This window comes from Burkholderia sp. Bp9140, from assembly GCF_003853425.1.
Classification (GTDB): domain Bacteria; phylum Pseudomonadota; class Gammaproteobacteria; order Burkholderiales; family Burkholderiaceae; genus Burkholderia.
Map to the genome: position 1 here is coordinate 178636 of NZ_QTPQ01000007.1, position 19922 is coordinate 198557.

At 67.5% G+C, this 19922-nt stretch carries 15 protein-coding genes; 5 read left to right on the plus strand and 10 right to left on the minus strand.

Annotation, left to right across the window (positions count from 1 at the left end; genetic code table 11):
• Window positions 1-14: 14 nt before the first annotated feature.
• From acnD to prpB, 3 genes are all read right to left on the minus strand, one after another.
• Complete coding sequence (acnD, locus tag DIE21_RS08630; protein WP_124497297.1) at window positions 15-2609, minus strand: Fe/S-dependent 2-methylisocitrate dehydratase AcnD; 2595 nt, start codon at window positions 2607-2609, stop codon at window positions 15-17.
• An 82-nt stretch (window positions 2610-2691) separates the two neighbouring features.
• The gene (gene prpC, locus DIE21_RS08635; protein ID WP_124497298.1) at window positions 2692-3864 is read right to left on the minus strand and encodes a 2-methylcitrate synthase; all 1173 of its coding nucleotides are present in this window, start codon (window positions 3862-3864) and stop codon (window positions 2692-2694) included.
• A 153-nt stretch (window positions 3865-4017) separates the two neighbouring features.
• Window positions 4018-4911, minus strand: coding sequence for a methylisocitrate lyase (gene prpB / locus DIE21_RS08640; RefSeq protein WP_057925585.1), 894 nt, complete (start codon window positions 4909-4911; stop codon window positions 4018-4020).
• Between the two features lie 170 nt (window positions 4912-5081).
• Here prpB and prpR point away from each other — a divergent pair, with 170 nt between their 5' ends.
• Window positions 5082-7064 (plus strand): propionate catabolism operon regulatory protein PrpR, encoded by a 1983-nt coding sequence (prpR, locus tag DIE21_RS08645; protein ID WP_124497299.1) that lies wholly within the window; start codon window positions 5082-5084, stop codon window positions 7062-7064.
• Window positions 7065-7115: 51 nt separating this feature from the next.
• On the opposite strand, the gene DIE21_RS08650 is transcribed toward prpR, so the two are convergent.
• Window positions 7116-7763 (minus strand): CGNR zinc finger domain-containing protein, encoded by a 648-nt coding sequence (locus DIE21_RS08650; protein WP_124497315.1) that lies wholly within the window; start codon window positions 7761-7763, stop codon window positions 7116-7118.
• Window positions 7764-7862: 99 nt separating this feature from the next.
• On the opposite strand from DIE21_RS08650, the gene DIE21_RS08655 reads away from it, so the two are divergent.
• Window positions 7863-8246, plus strand: a complete 384-nt coding sequence (locus DIE21_RS08655; protein ID WP_124497300.1) for a VOC family protein — start codon at window positions 7863-7865, stop codon at window positions 8244-8246.
• Between the two features lie 204 nt (window positions 8247-8450).
• Here DIE21_RS08655 and DIE21_RS08660 read toward each other — a convergent pair whose 3' ends face one another.
• Window positions 8451-9299 (minus strand): ureidoglycolate lyase, encoded by an 849-nt coding sequence (locus tag DIE21_RS08660; protein WP_124497301.1) that lies wholly within the window; start codon window positions 9297-9299, stop codon window positions 8451-8453.
• 657 nt (window positions 9300-9956) lie between these two features.
• Here DIE21_RS08660 and DIE21_RS08670 point away from each other — a divergent pair.
• The gene (locus DIE21_RS08670) at window positions 9957-10781 is read left to right on the plus strand and encodes an IclR family transcriptional regulator (protein WP_185640663.1); all 825 of its coding nucleotides are present in this window, start codon (window positions 9957-9959) and stop codon (window positions 10779-10781) included.
• A 262-nt stretch (window positions 10782-11043) separates the two neighbouring features.
• Window positions 11044-11595 carry a hypothetical protein gene (locus DIE21_RS08675; protein WP_124497302.1) on the plus strand — a complete coding sequence of 184 codons (552 nt, stop codon included), beginning with the start codon at window positions 11044-11046 and terminating at the stop codon, window positions 11593-11595.
• 683 nt (window positions 11596-12278) lie between these two features.
• Here DIE21_RS08675 and DIE21_RS08680 read toward each other — a convergent pair.
• The 5 genes from DIE21_RS08680 to DIE21_RS08700 all read right to left on the minus strand — a co-directional run bounded on the left by DIE21_RS08680 (window position 12279) and on the right by DIE21_RS08700 (window position 18035).
• Window positions 12279-14636 carry a GNAT family N-acetyltransferase gene (locus tag DIE21_RS08680; protein ID WP_124497303.1) on the minus strand — a complete coding sequence of 786 codons (2358 nt, stop codon included), beginning with the start codon at window positions 14634-14636 and terminating at the stop codon, window positions 12279-12281.
• A 571-nt stretch (window positions 14637-15207) separates the two neighbouring features.
• Window positions 15208-15504, minus strand: coding sequence for an H-NS family nucleoid-associated regulatory protein (locus DIE21_RS08685; RefSeq protein WP_124497304.1), 297 nt, complete (start codon window positions 15502-15504; stop codon window positions 15208-15210).
• Between the two features lie 103 nt (window positions 15505-15607).
• Entirely contained in the window at window positions 15608-15892 is a 285-nt protein-coding gene (locus DIE21_RS37685; protein ID WP_260432353.1) for a hypothetical protein, read from the minus strand.
• Between the two features lie 61 nt (window positions 15893-15953).
• A complete protein-coding gene (locus tag DIE21_RS08695) occupies window positions 15954-16481 on the minus strand; it encodes a BON domain-containing protein (RefSeq protein WP_124497305.1) in 528 nt (175 codons plus the stop codon).
• Window positions 16482-16547: 66 nt separating this feature from the next.
• On the minus strand, window positions 16548-18035 hold the full coding sequence (locus DIE21_RS08700) for a sigma-54-dependent Fis family transcriptional regulator (protein WP_124497306.1): 1488 nt from the start codon (window positions 18033-18035) through the stop codon (window positions 16548-16550).
• 326 nt (window positions 18036-18361) lie between these two features.
• Here DIE21_RS08700 and DIE21_RS08705 point away from each other — a divergent pair, with 326 nt between their 5' ends.
• A complete protein-coding gene (locus DIE21_RS08705; RefSeq protein ID WP_124497307.1) occupies window positions 18362-19765 on the plus strand; it encodes a GntP family permease in 1404 nt (467 codons plus the stop codon).
• Window positions 19766-19922: the final 157 nt, after the last annotated feature.

The following is a 19922-nucleotide window of genomic DNA, read 5'->3' on the forward strand; positions in this document are numbered from 1 at the left end:
CCTGTGTGACCCGGTCAAGCCGCCTGCGACGATTCGAGGAAGTCCTGCGCGAAACGCTGCAGCACGCCGCCCGCGTCGTAGATCGACACTTCCTCGGCCGTATCGAGCCGGCACGTCACCGGCACCTCGACACGCTCGCCGTTCCTGCGGTGAATCACGAGCGTGAGATCGGCGCGCGGCATCCGTTGGCCGATCACGTCGAAGGTCTCGGTGCCGTCGATGCCGAGCGTGGTGCGGTTCGTGCCCGGCTTGAACTCGAGCGGCAGCACGCCCATCCCGATCAGGTTCGTGCGGTGGATCCGCTCGAACCCTTCGGCGACGATCGCCTCGACGCCCGCGAGCCGCACGCCCTTCGCGGCCCAGTCGCGCGACGAACCCTGGCCGTAGTCGGCACCGGCGACGACGATCAGCGGCTGCTTGCGATTCATGTACGTCTCGATCGCTTCCCACATCCGCATGACCTTGCCTTCCGGCTCGACGCGCGCGAGCGAGCCCTTCTTCACCGCGCCGTCGACGACCGCCATCTCGTTGATCAGCGTCGGGTTCGCGAAGGTCGCGCGCTGCGCGGTCAGGTGGTCTCCCCGGTGCGTCGCGTACGAGTTGAAGTCTTCTTCCGGCAGGCCCATCTTCGCCAGGTATTCACCGGCCGCGCTGCTCGCGAGAATCGCGTTCGACGGCGACAGGTGGTCGGTCGTGATGTTGTCGCCGAGCACCGCGAGCGGGCGCATGCCCGTCAGCGTGCGTTCGCCGGCAAGCGCCCCCTCCCAGTACGGCGGACGGCGGATGTACGTGCTCTGCGGACGCCAGTCGTACAGCGGGGCCGCGCGCTCGCCCGCATCGGCCGTGCGCGCGAACATCAGTTCGTAGACCTTGCGGAACTGCTCGGGCTTCACGCTCGACGCGACGATCGCGTCGATCTCCTCGTCGGTCGGCCAGATGTCCTTCAGCGTGACGGGCTTGCCGTCCTGGTCGTGGCCGAGCACGTCCTTCTCGATGTCGAAGCGGATCGTGCCGGCGATCGCATACGCGACGACGAGCGGCGGCGACGCGAGGAACGCCTGTTTCGCATACGGGTGGATGCGGCCGTCGAAGTTGCGGTTGCCGGACAGCACGGCGGTCGCGTACAGGTCGCGATCGACGATCTCCTGCTGGATCTTCGGATCGAGCGCGCCCGACATCCCGTTGCAGGTCGTGCACGCGAACGCGACGATGCCGAAGCCGAGCTTTTCCAGTTCCGGCAGCAGGTTCGCTTCTTCCAGATACAGCTCGACCGCCTTCGAGCCCGGCGCGAGCGAGCTCTTCACCCACGGCTTGCGCGCGAGGCCCTTCGCGTTCGCGTTGCGCGCGAGCAGCGCCGCGGCGATCACGTTGCGCGGGTTGCTGGTGTTCGTGCAACTCGTGATCGCGGCGATGATCATCGCGCCGTCGGGCATCTCGCCCGCCTGCTCTTCCCACGGGCCGGCGATCCCGCGTGCGGCGAGATCGGACGTCGGCAGCCGCTTGTGCGGGTTCGACGGGCCGGCCATGTTGCGCACCACGCTCGACAGGTCGAACGTCAGCGTGCGCTCGTATTGCGCATTGTTCAGCGTGTCGGCCCACAGGCCCGCCGCCTTCGCGTAGGTCTCGACCAGCTTCACCTGCTCGTCGCTGCGGCCGGTGAGGCGCAGGTAGTCGGTCGTCTGGCCGTCGATGAAGAACATCGCGGCCGTCGCGCCATATTCGGGCGCCATGTTCGAGATCGTCGCGCGGTCGCCGAGCGTGAGGCTCGCGGCACCTTCGCCACGGAATTCCAGATACGCGCCGACCACCTTTTCCTTGCGCAGGAACTCGGTCAGCGCGAGCACGACGTCGGTCGCGGTGATGCCGGGCTGGCGCTTGCCGGTCAGCTCGACGCCGACGATGTCGGGCAGGCGCATCCACGACGCGCGGCCGAGCATCACGTTCTCCGCCTCCAGGCCGCCCACGCCGATCGCGATCACGCCGAGCGCATCGACGTGCGGCGTGTGGCTGTCGGTGCCGACGCAGGTGTCCGGATACGCGATGCCGTCCTGCGCCTGGATCACCGGCGACATCTTCTCCAGGTTGATCTGGTGCATGATGCCGTTGCCCGGCGGAATCACGTCGACGTTCTCGAACGACTGCTTCGTCCATTCGATGAAGTGGAAGCGATCCTCGTTGCGGCGATCCTCGATCGCGCGGTTCTTCGCGAACGCGTCCGGATCGAAGCCGCCGCACTCGACGGCGAGCGAGTGGTCGACGATCAGCTGGACCGGCACGACCGGGTTCACCTTCGCCGGGTCGCCACCGCGCTCGGCGATCGCGTCGCGCAGGCCCGCGAGGTCGACGAGCGCCGTCTGGCCGAGGATGTCGTGGCACACCACGCGCGCCGGGAACCACGGGAAGTCGCGTTCGCGCTTGCGCTCGACGATCTGCTTCAGCGAATCGGCGAGGATCGCCGGATCGCAGCGGCGCACGAGGTTTTCGGCGAGCACGCGCGACGTGTACGGCAGCGTGTCGTACGCGCCGGGGGCGATCGCTTCGACCGCGGCACGCGCGTCGAAGAAGTCCAGCGACGTGCCGGGCAGGGGTTTGCGGTAGGCGGTATTCATGATGTGGGGCTGAATTCGGGGTATGGCGTCTCGCGCGCGCCGGCCGCCCGCATCACGGGCGCCGGCGCGCGCGGCTGGTGCTTCAGCGCTTCTCGATCGGCACGAACTGCAGGTCTTCCGGACCCGTGTAGTTCGCGCTCGGGCGGATGATCTTGTTGTCGACGCGCTGCTCGATGATGTGCGCGCTCCAGCCGGACGTGCGCGAAATCACGAACAGCGGCGTGAACATCGCGGTCGGCACGCCCATCATGTGGTACGACACGGCGCTGAACCAGTCGAGGTTCGGGAACATCTTCTTCGCATCCCACATCACCGATTCGAGGCGCTCGGCGATGCTGTACAGCTTCAGGTCGCCGGCTTCCTTCGACAGCTTGTGCGCGACGCCCTTGATCACCTTGTTGCGCGGATCGGAGATCGTGTAGACCGGGTGACCGAAGCCGATCACGACTTCCTTGTTCTCGACGCGGCGGCGGATGTCGGCTTCGGCGTCGTCCGGCGAGCTGTAGCGGCTCTGGATTTCATACGCGACTTCATTCGCGCCGCCGTGCTTCGGCCCACGCAGCGCGCCGATCGCGCCGGTGATCGCCGAGTAGATGTCCGAGCCCGTGCCCGCGATCACGCGGCCGGTGAACGTCGATGCGTTGAACTCGTGCTCCGCGTACAGGATCAGTGACGTGTGCATCGCGTCGACCCACGACTTCGACGGCGTCTTGCCGTGCAGCAGGTGCAGGAAGTGCCCGCCGATCGAGTCGTCGTCGGTTTCCGTCTCGATGCGCTTGCCGTTGTGCGAGAAGTGATACCAGTACAGCAGCATCGAGCCGAGCGACGCCATCAGGCGGTCGGCGATGTCACGCGCGCCCGGCAGGTTGTGGTCGTCCTTCTCCGGAAGCACGGTGCCGAGCACCGACACGCCGGTGCGCATCACGTCCATCGGGTGGGCCGATGCCGGAATCTGCTCGAGCGCGGCCTTCAGCGCGTTCGGCAGGCCGCGCAGCGCGCGCAGCCTGGACTTGTAGGCGGCCAGTTCGGTCAGGTTCGGCAGCGTGCCGTGCACGAGCAGGTGCGCGATTTCCTCGAACTCGCACGATTCGGCGACGTCGAGAATGTCGTAGCCGCGGTAGTGCAGGTCGTTGCCGGTCTTGCCGACCGTGCACAGCGCCGTGTTGCCGGCCGTCACGCCCGACAGCGCCACCGATTTCTTCGGCTTGAATGCGCCAGCGGCGGCCGGTGCTGCTGCGTCTTTCGTCTCGCTCATGTTTCCGTTCTCCAATGGGGATCAATGTCGACCGCGCTTGGCGCTTCAGCACCTGGCGCGGTCCCATGCAAGGCTGTCGACCGGACCTGGCGCTTCAGCACTGCGTCCGATCATGCAAAGCGTCCGGGACACGCGTCCCGGCGGGCGGGCACGTTACTTCTTGCCCTGCGCGAACAGCTCGTCGAGCTTCTGCTCGTACGCGTGATAGCCGAGGAAGTCGTACAGCTCGGCGCGGGTCTGCATGGTCGGCACGGCGGCCTTCTGCGTGCCGTCGCGGCGCAGCGTCTCGTAGAAATTCAGCGCGGCCTTGTTCATCGCGCGATACGCGCCGCAGCAGTACAGCGCGATGTCGACGTTCGCCTCGCGCAGTTCGTCGAGCGTGAACAGCGGCGTCGAGCCGAACTCGGTCAGGTTCGCGAGGATCGGCACCTTCACAGCCGCCTTGAAGCGGCGGTAGTCGTCGAGCGTCTTCATCGCTTCCGGGAAGATCATGTCGGCGCCGGCTTCCACGTAAGCGATCGCGCGCTCGATCGCCGCGTCGATCCCTTCGGCCGCGGCCGCGTCGGTGCGGGCCATGATCACGAACTGGTCGTCGGTGCGCGCATCGACCGCGGCCTTCACGCGATCGACCATTTCCTCGGTCGGCACGACTTCCTTGCCCGGACGGTGGCCGCAGCGCTTCTGGCCGACCTGGTCCTCGAGGTGGACGGCCGCGACGCCGGCCTTGATGAACGAGCGGACCGTGCGCGCGATGTTGAACGCGCCGCCCCAGCCCGTATCGATGTCGACGAGCAGCGGCAGGTCGGTCGCGTTGGTGATCCGGTTCGCGTCGATCAGCACGTCTTCCATCGTGCTGATGCCGAGATCGGGAATCCCGAGCGAATTCGCGGCGACGCCGCCGCCCGACAGGTAGACGGCCTTGAAGCCGACGGCCTGCGCCATCTTGGCTGCGTACGCGGTGATCGCGCCGACCACCTGCAGCGGCTGCTCGGCCGCGACTGCCGCGCGGAATTTCGCGCCGGCGCTCTGAAGATGCGTGTTGCTCATGAACGGCCTCCTGAAGGAATGCCCATTAACAGCAAGGACCGGGCCAGCTCGCGAAATGCCGCTAACCCACTGATTCTTAAGCAACCGGCAGAGGTGATGAATCGTCCGAATATTTCAATTTGGCAATTCCATGTTTCAAAAATGAAATCGCGCGCGCATAATCGGTCGCCATGGACCTCTCCTCGACCAAGCCCGTCGGCCCCGCCGACCGCACGGTGCGCCCGCGTATCTGGGCGATGGGCATCAGCCGCCTGCGCGACCTGTTTCGCGAGATCGCCGGCGAATTCGACGAACGCGCCGACGTGCGCATCGTCACGCGGGCCTACGAAGACGCGCTGAGCGCGATCGCGGAAGCCGGCACCGCGCGGCCCGACGTGATCGTCGCGGCCGGCTCGAACGGCGGCTTCCTGAAAACGCGCGCGCAGGTGCCGGTCGTGGTCGTGTCGCCGACCGGCTTCGACGTGATGCAGGCGCTCGCGCGCGCCCGGCGCGACGCGTCGCGGATCGCGCTCGTCAGCGCCGGCGAGACGCCGCCCGAGGTGCGCCGCTTCGTCGCCGCCTACGGCCTCGACGTGCAGTTTGCGTCATATCAGTCCGCGCAGGAAGCGGAAGCCTGCGTGCACGACCTGCACGACCGCGGCATCGAGACGATCGTCGGCCCCGGCCTCGTCACCGATCTCGCGGCGAGCGCCGGCATGGGCGCGGTATTCCTGTATTCGCATGCGTCGGTGCGCAAGGCGGTCGAGACGGCGCTCGAAGTCGCATACGCGACGCACGCCGAGGCGTTTCGCCGCCAGCGGCTCGACAACCTGTTGCAGCACCTGCGCGACGGCGTGGTCGCGCTCGATGCGCGCGGCCGCGTCGAGGCGATCAACGAGCGGCTCGCGTCGGCGCTCGGGGTCGAACCCGCGGCAGCCGTCGGCCGCGCGCTCGTCGACCTGCGGCCCGAGCTGCGCACGCTGCGCGGCGAGGACGGCGACGCACTCGCGACGGTGCGCGGCGTGCGCTACGTCGTGCATCGCGGGCCGCTCGTCGATCGCGGCGTCACGTCGGGCAGCGTGCTGACGTTCCAGGAATCGCGCGCGGTCGAACGGCTCGACCGCGCGTTGCGTTCGCAGCCGAACACGCAGCAATTCGCGGCGCGCTACGCGCTCGACGATGTCATCGGCGCGTCCGCGCCGATGACGCGCGCGCGCGATCTCGTGCGTCGCTACGCGAAATCCGACGCGACCGTGCTCGTGCTCGGCGAGAGCGGCACCGGCAAGGAAATGATCGCGCAGAGCCTGCACGCGCTGTCCGTGCGGCGCAACTATCCGTTCGTCGCGATCAACTGCGGCGCGTTTCCGGAAGCGCTGCTCGAGAGCGAGCTGTTCGGGTACGAGGAAGGCGCGTTCACCGGCGCACGGCGCGGCGGCAAGACCGGGTTGTTCGAGGCCGCGCACCGCGGCACGCTGTTTCTCGACGAGATCGGCGAAATGCCGCCGTCGCTGCAAAGCCGGCTGCTGCGCGTGCTGCAGGAGCGCGAGGTGATCCGCCTCGGCTCGACGGAGCCGATCCGCATCGACGTGCGCGTGATCGCCGCGACGCACCGGCCGCTGCTCGCGGCCGTCGAAGCCGGCACGTTCCGCGCGGACCTGTATTACCGGCTCAACATCCTGAACGTCGGCCTGCCGCCGCTGCGCGAGCGCGCCGCCGACATTCCGGCGCTCGCGGCCACGCTGCTCGTGCAGGCCGCGCGGCGCGAGCCGCGGCTGGCCGAACGCGTGCGCGAGGTCGGCGATGCGATGCGCGTGCTCGACGCGACGCAGGCGACACTTTCGCGCTACCGATGGCCCGGCAACGTGCGGGAGTTGCAGAACGTGGTCGAGCGGATCGCGGTGGAACTGGCCGAGGAAGTCGACGAGCGCGATCCGGGCGCCGTGTGCGCCGCGCTCGCGCCTGATGCGCTGCAGGCGATCGCGCCGGAGTTGTTCGCGGCGACGCCCGACGCGGCCGATGCCGACGACGCGCAGACGCTGCACGCGCGCCGCCGCCGCGCGGAAGCCGACGAGATCCGCGCGGTGCTCGACGCGTGCGGCGGCGACCGCGATCGCGCGTGCGCGATGCTCGGCATCAGCAAGACGACGCTGTGGCGGAAGCTGTCGGCGAAATAGGTTCGAGCCGCACGGGCGGGATGGGTGGAACGGTTGGGACAGGCGGCCCCGTCAGCCAGCCTTGTGATAGTGGCGGTACGCCTTCGCGCGATTGCCGCACGACGACATCGAGCACCAGCGGCGGCTGCCGTTCTTGCTGTCGTCAATGAACAGCCACTGGCATGCATCGTTCGCGCAACGCTTGACCTTCGCGAGCCGCGCGCTGCCCAGCAGGTCGGTCGCCGACCACAGCACCGGGCTCAACAGCCCCGCGAGCGTCGCGCCCGCCTCACCGATCCGCCACGCATAGCCGCCGGCGATCCGCGCGGGCGCGACACGCGGCGCCGCTTCCGCCAGAAAACCGCCGAGCAGCGCGAGATCGTCGGCTTGCGGCTCGCGCCGCTCGGCCTGCGCATGAAAGAGCCGATAAAGCGCCTCGCGCAATGCGAGCGCGCGCGCCAGCATCGCCGGCTCGTCATTCCCTTGCTGCGCTTGTGCGCGACACGCATCGGCCAGGCCGGCCGGCACGCGCGCCTGCTCGCGGCACCACGTGAACAGGTCGTCCAGCGTGCAGAAGGTTTCCGTCGGTGCGTCGGCGCCGCGCCAGTACCGCGTGTTCGCGAAATCGATGCTCAACGTTTCGGACAGCGCTGGAATCAGGCAGTCCGCCGTGACGGAAGGTTGCGTCTTGTTCATGCCACGATCGTATCTAACCACCATGCCGGTTGACAAGCGCGCAGGCGCTTTCTAACATAACCGGCATGGTGGTTAAAAACAGGTTTGCTGTACTGACGTCCCCTTCAGTTCAAGGAGCCACAGATGATCGATCACCTTTCGTTTGGCGTTGCCCACATCGACCGCAGCCGCGCGTTCTACGACAGCACGCTCGGTGCGCTCGGCTACAAGCGGCTGTACAGCGGCGACGGATCCCTCGGCTACGGCACCACCGAACCGGTGCTGTGGTTGCAGCACGCGGCGCGTCCGGTCGCCGCCGATCCCGAGTCGGGGTTGCACGTGTCGTTCCGCGCAGCGTCGCCGATGGAAGTCGATGCGTTCTACCGCGCCGCGCTGCAGCACGGCGGACAGGACAACGGCGGGCCGGGCAAACGCGCGCACTACGGCCCCGGCTATTACGCTGCGTTCGTCGTCGACCCCGACGGGTATCGGCTCGAAGCCCATTGCGAACTGGACAACGTCGTCTGATCCGCTTCGTCCGGACGCGGATGAACGACAAGGGCCCGATTCCGCATCGCGCGGAATCGGGCCCTTGTCTTTACCGCAGCGGTATTCGGTGCGCGACGGGCGCCGCCCGCGATCATGCGGGGCGATCGGGCGGCAGATCGGACAGCGCGGCGGGCGACGGCGCGTGGCAGCCGGTTGCACCCGCCGCTCGGCCCGCGCGAGCGCTTACTGCGCGTTGCGCGTGTGCTGCAGTTGCTCGCCGAGCCCCTCGATCCCGAGGCGCACCCTCTGGCCGGCCTTCAGGAACACCGGCGACGGCTTGACGCCCATCCCGACGCCCGGCGGCGTGCCGGTCGTGATCACGTCGCCCGGTTGCAGCGTCATGCAGGTCGACAGATAGGCGATCAGTTGCGCGACGGTGAACACCATCGTGCGCGTGTTGCCGTTCTGATAGCGATGGCCGTCGATCTCGAGCCACAGGTCGAGGCGCTGCGGATCGGGCACCTCGTCGCGCGTGACGAGCCACGGGCCGATCGGGCCGAATGTGTCGAAGCCCTTGCCCTTGTCCCACTGGCCGCCGCGCTCGATCTGCCACTCGCGCTCGGACACGTCGTTGACGACGCAGTAGCCGGCGACGCAATCGAGCGCGCGCGCTTCGTCGACGTCCTTGCAGGTCGTGCCGATCACCACGCCCAGCTCGACTTCCCAGTCCGTCTTCACGGAGCCCTTCGGGATGTCGATGCCGTCGTTCGGGCCGCAGATCGAACTCGTCCACTTGCCGAACACCACCGGCTCCTTCGGAACCGGCATGCCGGCCTCGGCTGCGTGATCGGCATAGTTCAGACCGATGCCGATGAACTTGCCGACACGCCCGACGCACGCGCCGATGCGCGGCTCGCCGGAGACGAGCGGCAGCGTGGCCGGGTCGATCGCGCGCAGGCGCGCGAGACCGGCGTCGGACAGCGCGTCGCCGGCAAGATCCGGTACGTGCGCGGACAGGTCGCGAATCCGGCCGTCCGCGTCGAGGATACCGGGCTTTTCCTGGCCCGCCGGGCCATAGCGAAGCAGTTTCATCGTGCTCAACCTCTGTTGTCGAATGTGACAGGATACCGGCCGACGCAGCCGCTTGCGGCCACGCGCCGGACTGAATATCGATCGTCGATGACGCGCGTCGGCGCCATATCCGGCGCGCCGTTCGACGCGCGAGGCTCGCGCGGGCGCAGCGATCGCGGCGTCGCACCGAAGTGCGACGCGCATCGAACGGGCGGCCGCCGGTCTGCGCATCGGCGACGACGGCCCGGTATCCGCAGCATGTACCGGCCTGTGCCGGCCGGCTTCACGCGCGGCCGCACCGTCGCTGGCCCGCCGCTCTTTGTACCATCGGCGGCCCGCCGTGAAATGGCGCGCGACGGATACCGACTATTGGTGCGCCTGCGGGCGTTGCACCGCAGCATCGGGCCCGCCGATCCATTCGGCTTTACGCCAAATGCCGGCCGCCGTGGACACCGAAAGATGAATCGCAAATATTCCTTACGACCCTGTCATCGGGAACCGAACCTGATCCGTTCTTGCTGGGTAACGATCGGTAAAAAGACGCTGCATTGCACACTGAATGTTTGTTGTTAAGCTCGCGTGGATGGCGGTCACATCCGCACGCGGCTTCACGAATCGGCGTGCAGAACCGGTCAGCGTGCGTCGCTCACCGATTGGCCATTCCCGGACTTCCTACCCATGATGCAAACGACCAACAACCCGCTCCCCGGCAGCGACGCACGGGAGTCGATGGGCGCAGCCGACCGCTATCGCGCGCCCGCGCTCGACAAGGGTCTCGACATTCTCGAGCTCCTGTCGGAACAGAAGGAAGGACTCACCCGCACCGAAATCACGAAGGAGCTCGGTCGCAATGCGAGCGAGATCTACCGGATGCTCGAACGTCTCGTCGCACGCCGCTACGTGATGCGTTCGAGCGGCGGCGACCGTTACACGCTCAGCCTGAAACTGTTCGCGCTCGCGCACCGGCATCCACCGATGAACCGGCTGATCGCCGAAGCCTTGCCGCTGATGCAACGCTTTGCCGACGCCGCCGAACAGTCATGCCACTTGGCCGTCTACGATCGCGGCAACCTGCTCGTGATCGCGCAGGTCGACGGCCCCGGCCCGTGGGGCGTATCGGTGCGGCTCGGCTCGCGCGTCGGCCTCGCCGATACGGCGTCGGGGCGCGTGATGCTGTCGTTCCAGGGTGCCGAGCAGCGTGCGCACATGCTGGCCGAACATCGCAAGGTCAAGGGCGAAACGCCGATGAACGAGCAGGAACTCGCGCACGCGTGCCAGTCCATCCGCCAGTCCGGCCACGTGCGTCAGGACAGCCGCCAGGCATACGGCGTCACCGACCTGAGCGCGCCGATCCTCGGTCCGTCCGGCCATGCGATCGCAGTGCTGACCTGTCCGTACATGCGTCGCATCGATGCGCACATGGCGCCGTCAGTCGACGTGGTCGTCGCAGGGCTGCGCGATGCGGCGGGCCAGCTGTCGATGTGCCGCGCCGGGACTTGCTGAACGCGCGACGGGACTGAAGGCGGGCGGCAGTCGGTCGTTCGGGCGCGGCAGGCCTTCGGTCACCCGGCCGGCGAGTCGGGCAGGCACACGGGAGCGTGCGGCGACAACACTGCGGGTTGCAATGCACCGCGGTGTCGCCGACGCTCGCACCGGCGTTGCGCAGACCATCGCCGAACCTGCGAGCGCCGCGCGCCCGGCGCTACGCTAGAATAGCGGCCCTCTCAAAATCTACGATGGCCGGTTGTCGCGGCCGTCGTGTCCGATGGATGTCATGGCCAAACTTCTGAACGATCAAGAATTCCAGCGTTTCTCCGAACTTCAGCAGAAGCAGGCAAGCTTCACGATCACGCCCGAGGAAGCGGACGAGCTGCGCGACATCGTCGCGCGCGCGCAGAAAAAGCGCGACGATCGTGCCGCCGCGATGCTGGCGATCGAGAACTACATCGAGCAGTTCGACATCACGCCCGACGAACTCTTCTCGCCCGAGCAGATCGGCGACGCCGCGCGCACCTACGGCCTCATCACGGCCACCAAGAAGGAACGCACGCTGCCGCCGTCGATCACGTTCAACGGCAAGCCGTACCAATGGACCAAGACGCTTCCGGACGACGTGCGCGGCGCGCTGTTCGACGCATTTACGTCCGGCGAATCGGTGAAGCGCTTCATCGCGATGCCGAAGGACACCGCGCGTTGCGCACTGACGATCGCCCGCCTCGAGCGCGAAACCGGCGGCGTCTATGCGGAAACGCACCTCGAGGAACTCGCGATTTCGCGTGACCAGGTGAACGACGCGGCGTCGAAACTCGCCGCGTAAACGCTGTCGCGGGCACGATTCATGCGTACCCGCACCGGCACGAACGCCGGCAAAAGCCGGCGCCGTGCCTGCCGGAGCATTGCGTCTGCAGGCTCCCGAAAAATCTCACCAAAGCCTCCCGTAAGCGCTCACCCGGGCATCCCGTAAAAGCTCACCCGAAGCTCCCGGAGACGCTCACCTGCCCCTCCCGAACGTCCTCACCGACGCCTCCCGCAGACGCTCACCGCCCTTTCCCGGAAAGGCTCACCGGGGTTTCCCGCAAGGGCTCACCGGTGGCTCCCGGGAAGGCTCACCGAGGGCTCCCGTATCGGCTCACCCAGACGCTCCCGGAAAAGCTCACTCGCGGCTCCCGAAAAACCTTACCCTTGTTCCATTTCCGTTGCCGCGGGTGCGACATGCAGGCGTCAGTGCGCTTGAATATGCCGCCGAAACCGGCGGTACGCGGGGTTCATCGGCGCACGTCACGCGCCTGTCGCGGATGCGGTGACTCGACGCGTTCGCCTTTCCCCGCCGGTCACGGAGCGAGCGTTGTACCGATGCGCGGATTCGGCCGAACAAGCCGAATGATCTGCATTCCAAACTATGACGCGGCCGCACGACCGCGACTGTACGCCACCGACATCGTGCGTTCCGTATCGGCAGCGCACGATACCGCCGCACGTCCGAGCGCCCCACCATGGCGACTACGGTTGCAGCTTCATCCTGAACCCCACCACGCCGGGTTCCTCCGTCGTCGATACCGCGAAACCGCACGACTTCGCCAGCGCAATCATCGCGGTGTTCTCGCGCAGCGCCTCGCCGATCATCCATGCGGTGCCGCGCGATCGCGCGTAGTCGACGATGCGGGTCATCATCAGCCGCCCGAGCCCCTTGCCCTTCTGATCGGGCCGCACGGCAATCGCGAACTCCGCCGTCTCGTTGTCGGGATCGGCGACCGCACGTGCCACCGCGAGCGTGTGCGAGCGGCCCGACACGTCGGTGAACGACACGATGAAGGCCATCTCACGGTCGTAGTCGATCTGCGTCATGCGCGCGACTTGCGAATGATCGAAGCTGCGCACCGCGCCGAAGAATCGCATCCGCAGATCGTCCGGCGTCATTGCGCCAAGCAGTTCGTTGTGTGCCTCTTCGTCTTCCGGACGGATCGGGCGGATCGTCACGGTCTCGCCGCGCCATTCGAGCGTCTGCTCGAGATGACGCGGATACGGCATGATCGCGAGCCGGCTGCGCCCGGCCGCCAGCGTGAGGCGCGGCGCGATGACGTATGCACGGTCGGACAGCACGCGCAGCGTGATCGACATCGCGACGACTTCGCGCACGTCGCAAACGACTTGCGACAGCGCCGTCAGCGCATCGAGCGTGGGTTCGACGGGCGCACGGCGCGCGTATGGCGAACGCTCCATCACCGCGCGGGCGAGCACCGTATTCAGCGGCGGCAGCCCGTACACGACGAACGGTGCCGATACGCCGTCCGCCGACGGCACGGCATAGCGGAACACCGGGCCGAAGTTCGAATCGTCGTACATGTCGACCGTGACGTCGACGACTCTGGCGCCGGCCGACCCATCAGCCTGCTCGCCGTGCAGGCCGAAGTGAGAGAGCCAGCGCAACGCCGCTTCGCCGGCCAGTTCATGGTTGCCGGCCTCGACCATCCGGCGGGCCTCGGCCTGTGCGGAGGCAACACACTCCGCCGGCTGCGGCGGCGTGCCCTCGGGCGTCTGCATCAGCAACTGCCGCCCGAGGTTGTAGTCGACCAGCCGTGCGTATGCGCGCGCAAGCCGCTGCGGGGTGGTGTACACCGGGATGCCGTTCGCGTGCAGTGCGTCGCGCGTCGCCGCGTCGACCGCGCCGAAGAAGCACGCGAGGATGCCGCGGTAGGCGTACTGTCGCGATTCGATCAATGTACGCGCGACCGCATCGGCCGGCGCGCTGTGGGACGTCGAATGCACGACGAACAGCGTGCCCGTTTGCGGGAACGGCGCGAGCGCCTTGATGGCAGCGCCGAAATGCTCGGGACGCGCATCGTCGCCGAGCGTCAGCGGATTGCCGGGCCCGGCGAGATGCGGCAGCGCGGCTGCTACCGCCGACGTTGCCGCCGCCGGCCAGTCGGCCAGCACATCGCGCACCTCCGCGACCGCATCGACCGCGAGCTTCGCGACGCCTGCGTCGCTCGTCACGAGCGTCGCCGCGCCCCGCGCGGTGACGCGCCCGACGCCGAGCGTCTCGATCTCGTCGAGCAGATCGTCGAGCGCATCGACACGCACCATCCCCGCACGCTGGAACGCCGCCGTGTAAAGCGCGTCGCCGGGATCGGCGCGCCCGGTGCGCAACGCGAGCACCGGCTTGTTGCGCGCCGCCGCACGCGCTGCCGACATGAACTTGCGCGCGGCGCATACGGTGTCGAGCTCGAGCAGGATCGCGCGCGTGCCGGGATCGCTGGCGAGGTAGTCGAGGACATCGCCCGCATCGACGTCGGCCTCGCCGCCCAGCGCGACGACGTGCGAAAAGCCGAGGCCTCGCGCATCGGCCCAGCCCAGTACCGCGTTCGTCAGCGCGTTCGATTGCGACACCCAGGCGACGCCGCCCGATCGCGCCGTATAGGCCGGTGCGCCGAAATGCGCATGCCGCGCGGGCGACAGCACGCCGAGACTGCCGGGCCCGACGATACGCAGCACGAACGGCTTCGCGGCCTTGAGCGTGCGATCGAGCGCGGCGCGATCGGCGTCGGTGCGCGCCTCGCCGACGATCACCGCGACGCGCGTGCCGAGTTCGCCGAGCTTGCGCACGATGCCGGCCCACGTGGCAGGCGGCGTGCAGATCACGGCGACCGACGGCGGCGCGGTAAGCCGGTCGACATCGGCCACGACCGCGTGCCCGTTCAGCTCGCGATACTTCGGATTGACGGGCCACACGGGCCCGTCGAACGCGCCGTCGAGCACGCGCGCCCACACCATCGCACCGATACTGCCCGCGCGCGTCGATGCACCGACGACCGCAACGGACCTGGGCTGGAACAACGCATCGAGATGGCGGACGGTCACATCGGCTCCATACGGTAACGAAAGACGATCCGACCGGCACGCGGGCCAGATGGCCGTGCGCCGGTCGACGCGAACTCCAAGCATAGGCGAACCCGATGCGGCTGCCTATATGCCGAACGGCTGACTGTGCGACGCGCATCAATGCCCGCAACATGGGCCGGTAACCGACGCATTCGCACGACGCAACGGGCGAAGGCGACACGATGCGGTCATCCGGTCGCCGCGTCAAAGGTGAGGATTTACAGGAGCCATGGTGAGCAAGTTCGGGAATTGCACGATGCAGCGCGTGAATGCGCGAGAGGTGATGGCAACCGGCGGTACGTCAGCACCGCGAAGATCGAGCATGCCAATGCGCACGTGCCACGCAATTGCGGGGTTGTTTACCGGAATTCGCGGCGGTAGCCGGTCGAATCGCAGCGAATTCGCAAAACGGTATTCGTTAATCGCGTGGCATTGGGGTTCAACGCGCGGTTCCGAATCGCGCCGCGGCTGTCCAAAAACAAAACGGTGCGACGGCCGCATGGCCGTTCGCACCGTCAGTCAGCGCACGAAAGGTGAGGATTTTCGGGAGTCAGTCCTTGATCAGGAAACGCGCGCGGTTCTTGCCGAGCCACGCCGGCGCCCGCCCGCGGCCGCTCCACGTTTCGCCCGTCTTCGGGTTCAGGTACTTCGGCGGCAACGGACGCTTCGGCTTCGCGGCAGCGGCGGTGCCCACCGGACGGAAACCGAGCTCCTCCGCCGTAATGTCGAATTCCTCGATTTTCGCCCGAATGGCGGCAATCGCATCGGCAATCGCCTTTTCGCGTTCCTTGTCGATCTTTTGCTGAAGTCTTTCGAGCTGCGCTGTCAGTTGCCTGTAGGTCGCCATATGGATGGGACTCCGTGAGTGTTATTCATGAAAAATAGCCGACTCCAAGCGAATAGAAAAGCGCTTCACCCGATTATGGTCCCCTTGGCCGGTCATGTCGGGATCAATAACCGCTTTTCTTCTTGCATGCGAAGAGAAGATTTCGCACGGCGTCATCGGTCGATTGCTGGAGGACGTCGAATTCCCCGTTGCAGATGGCTCGGGCGTTGTCCGTGCAATTGCTCCAGTCGCTGCCGGTGCACTGCACCTGCGTAGTCGGGCGCCCGTCAGAAGTGAACAGAGGCGCCCCGCCGCCGCACCCGCCGAGCCCCGCAACCAGGGCCAACAATCCGGCCCGACGCCAATGCGTCCGCGGCCACCGACAGACCGACGCAAGCATGTGTTTCATTATTCTTTCCGTCAACCTATTTTTGGATGTCGCGAGTATGCCATGCACTGTCCTCCCGCGTTCAGTCCGGTGTCCGGTCGGGCCGTCCGCGCGTCCTGTACGGCACGGCGCGGTGCGGATCGTCGGTGATGCGAACGAACACCCGCTCGACGTCGGGCAACGCACCGAGTTCGCGCTCCAGCGCCTGCCGATCGAATGCCGGATCGGCACACCCTTCGACATAGATGAAGCGCCGCTGCACTGTGATCCACAGGCTCGTGCGCTGCAGACGATCGGTGCCCGCGAAATGCGCTTTCGCCGCCTCGGCGATCGGCGCGTCATACATATAGGAGTTCGGTTTCGTGCAGCGGTGGGCGAGCCAGCAGGTGGTCCCGCGCTCGACGCGGTAGTGCGCGTCGTCTTCCATTTCGGCGCGCGTCATCCACGGGCCGAGCGGCAGCGGGCATTCGGCGAAGCCCTGCGACAGCGCGACGAACGGATCGTTGTACCAGTTGCGCCGTACCGCGGGCGCGTCCGCGTCACCCGCCTGCGCGAACGAGGATGTCGCCACCAGTACGGCCAGCCATCCGGCGCCGCCGATTCGCTTCATCGTTGCCTCCTGTCGGGCACGTCTCCGGTGCCGTTCCTCATGCCCGGGCGCTTTAGCCGCCGCGTGCTACCGGTCGATCCCCAGCGCCGCCAGTTTCTTGTAGAGCGTCGCCCGACCGATGCCGATGCGCGCGGCCGCCTCCACCACCTTGCCGTCGCAAGCCGCAAGCGCATCGATCAGGAACTGGCGCTCCCACGCAGCCAATGCATCGGTATACGAAACGACCGGCGCACCGGGCGCACCAGGTGTGTGGCCCGCGTCCCGGCCGACCGGCGACGGCGCAACCCGCGTGCCCGCCGGCACGCTGTCGGGCGCCGCGCGCACCGGCCCGAGGAATGGCGCGAGCGCACCCGCATCGATCACCGAGCGATCCGACAGCATCAGCGCACGCTCGAGCGTGTTGCGCAGCTCGCGTACGTTGCCCGGCCACGGGTACGCGCACAGCATCCGCAGCGCGTCGTCCGTCAGCTCGCAGTGCGCGGCGCGCCCGTGCTGCGCGGCCAGTTCCTCGAGCGTCGCGTAGACCAGCGCCGCGATGTCGGACGCGCGCTCGCGCAACGGCGGCGCGTGAATCGTCAGCACGTTGAGCCGGTAGTAGAGATCCGCGCGAAAGCGGCCGGCCTCGACGAGCGCGGGCAGGTCGGCCGACGTCGCGGCGATGATCCGCACATCCGCGCGCACGATCCGGTTCGAGCCGACCGGTTCGAACTCCTTGTCCTGCAGCACGCGCAGCAGCTTGCCCTGCAGCGGCAGCGGCATGTCGCCGATCTCGTCGAGAAACAGCGTGCCGCGGTCGGCCAGCTCGAACTTGCCGACGCGTCCCTTGCGGTCGGCACCGGTATACGCACCCGGCGCCGCGCCGAAGAATTCGGTTTCGAGCAGCGTATCGGGAATCGCGGCGACGTTGACGGTCACGAGCGGCTGGAGCGCGCGCGCCGACGCCGCGTGGATCGCATGCGCGAGCAGTTCCTTGCCGGTGCCCGTCTCGCCGAGCAGCAGCACCGGCGAATCGACCTGCGCGGCGCGCCGCGCCTGCCGCTTGGTTTCGAGGCTCGCGGCGCTCGTGCCGACGAAGCTCGCGAACGTGTATTTCGCACGGCGCGCCTGCGCGAGCGAACGCTGCGTTGCGATCAGTTGCTGCTGAAGCTGCGCGTAGCGGGAAAAGATCGGCGTGAGCGTCTTCAACTGATCGAACAGCGCGAAGCCGATCGCGCCGACCGTCTCGCCCGCTTCGTTCTTCAACGGCAGGCGCGTGACGACGAGCGGCTCGCGGCCCGTCTCCATGATGTCGAGGAGGATCGGCTGGCCGGTCGACACGACCTCGCGCATCAGGCTGTTCGGAATCACGGTCTCGCAATCGAGGCCGATCGCCTGCTGCGGATCGGCGAACCCGAAGCGCGCCGCATAACGCTCGTTCATCCACACGACGCGCGCGTCGCGATCGACCACCACCGTGCCCGCACTCGAATCCTCGAAGGTACGAAACAGCGACTCGGCGGCGCGCCGCAGCACGTCGCCGTAATTGACGGGCAGGCGGGCCCAGTCGTTCATCATCGTGTCGTCGTCTCCGCGTATGCTTGGCCGGATGTCTCCGGAACGAGACGAAGTATCTCACTTCAGAGACATGCCGAAACGCCTTGTCCGGGAAAGCCCTGCCCGATTCAGCGGGCTGTCATCGCGACCGAATCGTCTCCGGATGGAGACGATTTATGTAGAATCTTCAGACATTGGCCGGCGCGGGCCCGCCGGCCTGCGCCGGACCCATGTCCGGCGGTGCAATGCGGCCGATGGCACGAAACCTGCAGGAACCCGAGCCGGTCCGCGGCGCGTTCCGCGATCGAACAACAACCAAAGCCATTCCAAGCAATTAGGAGACTCCCTTGTCTTTCGTGATCGTCCTCGCCGCGCTGGCGTTCCTGATGTTCGCCGCGTATCGCGGCTACAGCGTGATCCTGTTCGCGCCAATCGCCGCGCTCGGCGCCGTCCTGCTGATCGAACCCGCCGCCGTCGCACCGGTTTTCTCCGGCATCTTCATGGAGAAGATGGTCGGCTTCGTCAAACTGTATTTCCCGGTATTCATGCTCGGCGCCGTGTTCGGCAAGGTGATCGAACTGTCCGGGTTCTCCGAGTCGATCGTCCATGCGGCGATCCGCTACATCGGCCGCTCGCGTGCGAATGCGGTGATCGTCGCGGTGTGCGCGCTGCTCACCTATGGCGGCGTGTCGCTGTTCGTCGTGGTGTTCGCGGTGTATCCGTTCGCAGCCGAACTCTACCGCCAGAGCAACATTCCGAAGCGGCTGATGCCCGGCGCGATCGCGCTCGGCGCGTTCTCGTTCACGATGGATTCGCTGCCCGGCACGCCGCAGATCCAGAACATCATCCCGACCACGTTCTTCAAGACGACCGCCTGGGCCGCACCCGCGCTCGGCACGATCGGCTCGCTGTTCATCATCGTGGTCGGCCTCGCGTATCTGGAATGGCGCCGCCGTTCGGCGATGGCGAAGGGCGAAGGCTACGGCACGTCGCTCGTCAACGAGCCGGAGCGTGTCGAAGCGACGGCACTGCCGAATCCGGCGCTCGCGATCCTGCCGCTGCTCCTCGTCGGCGCGTCGAACTTCACGTTCACGAAGCTGGTCCCGCAGTGGTACGGCACCGCGTCGTACACGGTCGCGCCGGACGTGCTGCCCGGCGTGCACACGCCGGTCACGACGTCGATCAAGACCGTCGTCGCGATCTGGTCGGTCGAGGCCGCGCTGCTGCTCGGCATCGTGCTGGTCGTCCTGACCGCGTTCAAGCGCGTCAGCGACCGCTTCGCGGCCGGTTCGAAGGCCGCGGTCGGCGGCGCGCTGCTCGCCGCGATGAATACGGCGTCGGAATACGGTTTCGGCGGCGTGATCGCGGCGCTGCCGGGCTTCCTCGTCGTCAGCGACGCGCTGAAGAGCATTCCGAACCCGCTCGTGAACGCAGCCGTGTCGGTGAGCTCGCTGGCCGGCATCACCGGTTCGGCGTCGGGCGGCATGAGCATCGCGCTCGCCGCGATGTCGGACCTGTTCATCAAGGGCGCGCAGGCAGCCAACATTCCGATGGACGTCCTGCACCGGGTCGTCGCGATGGCCAGCGGCGGCATGGACACGCTGCCGCACAACGGCGCGGTCATCACGCTGCTCGCGGTTACGGGCCTCACGCACCGCGAGTCGTATCGCGACATCTTCGCGGTCACCGTGATCAAGACGCTCGCGGTGTTCTTCGTGATCGCCGTGTACTACACGACGGGCCTCGTGTAAGCCTGCGGCGGGCGCGGCGTTCCGAACGCCGCCCCGCCCCCCCCCCCCCGGGGTGGGGGGGGGGGGAAAACATGGGGTGGGGGGGAGGCCAATTATACGCCCGGGGCCGCGCCGACAAAGTTTTTAAAACCAGCCGCGTTGGGGACACACACCCGGC

What these genes read in the sequence shown, in the direction of transcription:
- acnD (WP_124497297.1), bottom strand. Translation starts at nt 2,609, where the DNA reads ATGAATACCGCCTACCGCAAACCCCTGCCCGGCACGTCGCTGGACTTC.
- prpC (WP_124497298.1), bottom strand. Translation starts at nt 3,864, where the DNA reads ATGAGCGAGACGAAAGACGCAGCAGCACCGGCCGCCGCTGGCGCATTC.
- prpB (WP_057925585.1), bottom strand. Translation starts at nt 4,911, where the DNA reads ATGAGCAACACGCATCTTCAGAGCGCCGGCGCGAAATTCCGCGCGGCA.
- prpR (WP_124497299.1), top strand. Translation starts at nt 5,082, where the DNA reads ATGGACCTCTCCTCGACCAAGCCCGTCGGCCCCGCCGACCGCACGGTG.
- DIE21_RS08650 (WP_124497315.1), bottom strand. Translation starts at nt 7,763, where the DNA reads ATGGTGGTTAGATACGATCGTGGCATGAACAAGACGCAACCTTCCGTC.
- DIE21_RS08655 (WP_124497300.1), top strand. Translation starts at nt 7,863, where the DNA reads ATGATCGATCACCTTTCGTTTGGCGTTGCCCACATCGACCGCAGCCGC.
- DIE21_RS08660 (WP_124497301.1), bottom strand. Translation starts at nt 9,299, where the DNA reads ATGAAACTGCTTCGCTATGGCCCGGCGGGCCAGGAAAAGCCCGGTATC.
- DIE21_RS08670 (WP_185640663.1), top strand. Translation starts at nt 9,957, where the DNA reads ATGATGCAAACGACCAACAACCCGCTCCCCGGCAGCGACGCACGGGAG.
- DIE21_RS08675 (WP_124497302.1), top strand. Translation starts at nt 11,044, where the DNA reads ATGGATGTCATGGCCAAACTTCTGAACGATCAAGAATTCCAGCGTTTC.
- DIE21_RS08685 (WP_124497304.1), bottom strand. Translation starts at nt 15,504, where the DNA reads ATGGCGACCTACAGGCAACTGACAGCGCAGCTCGAAAGACTTCAGCAA.
- DIE21_RS37685 (WP_260432353.1), bottom strand. Translation starts at nt 15,892, where the DNA reads ATGAAACACATGCTTGCGTCGGTCTGTCGGTGGCCGCGGACGCATTGG.
- DIE21_RS08695 (WP_124497305.1), bottom strand. Translation starts at nt 16,481, where the DNA reads ATGAAGCGAATCGGCGGCGCCGGATGGCTGGCCGTACTGGTGGCGACA.
- DIE21_RS08700 (WP_124497306.1), bottom strand. Translation starts at nt 18,035, where the DNA reads ATGATGAACGACTGGGCCCGCCTGCCCGTCAATTACGGCGACGTGCTG.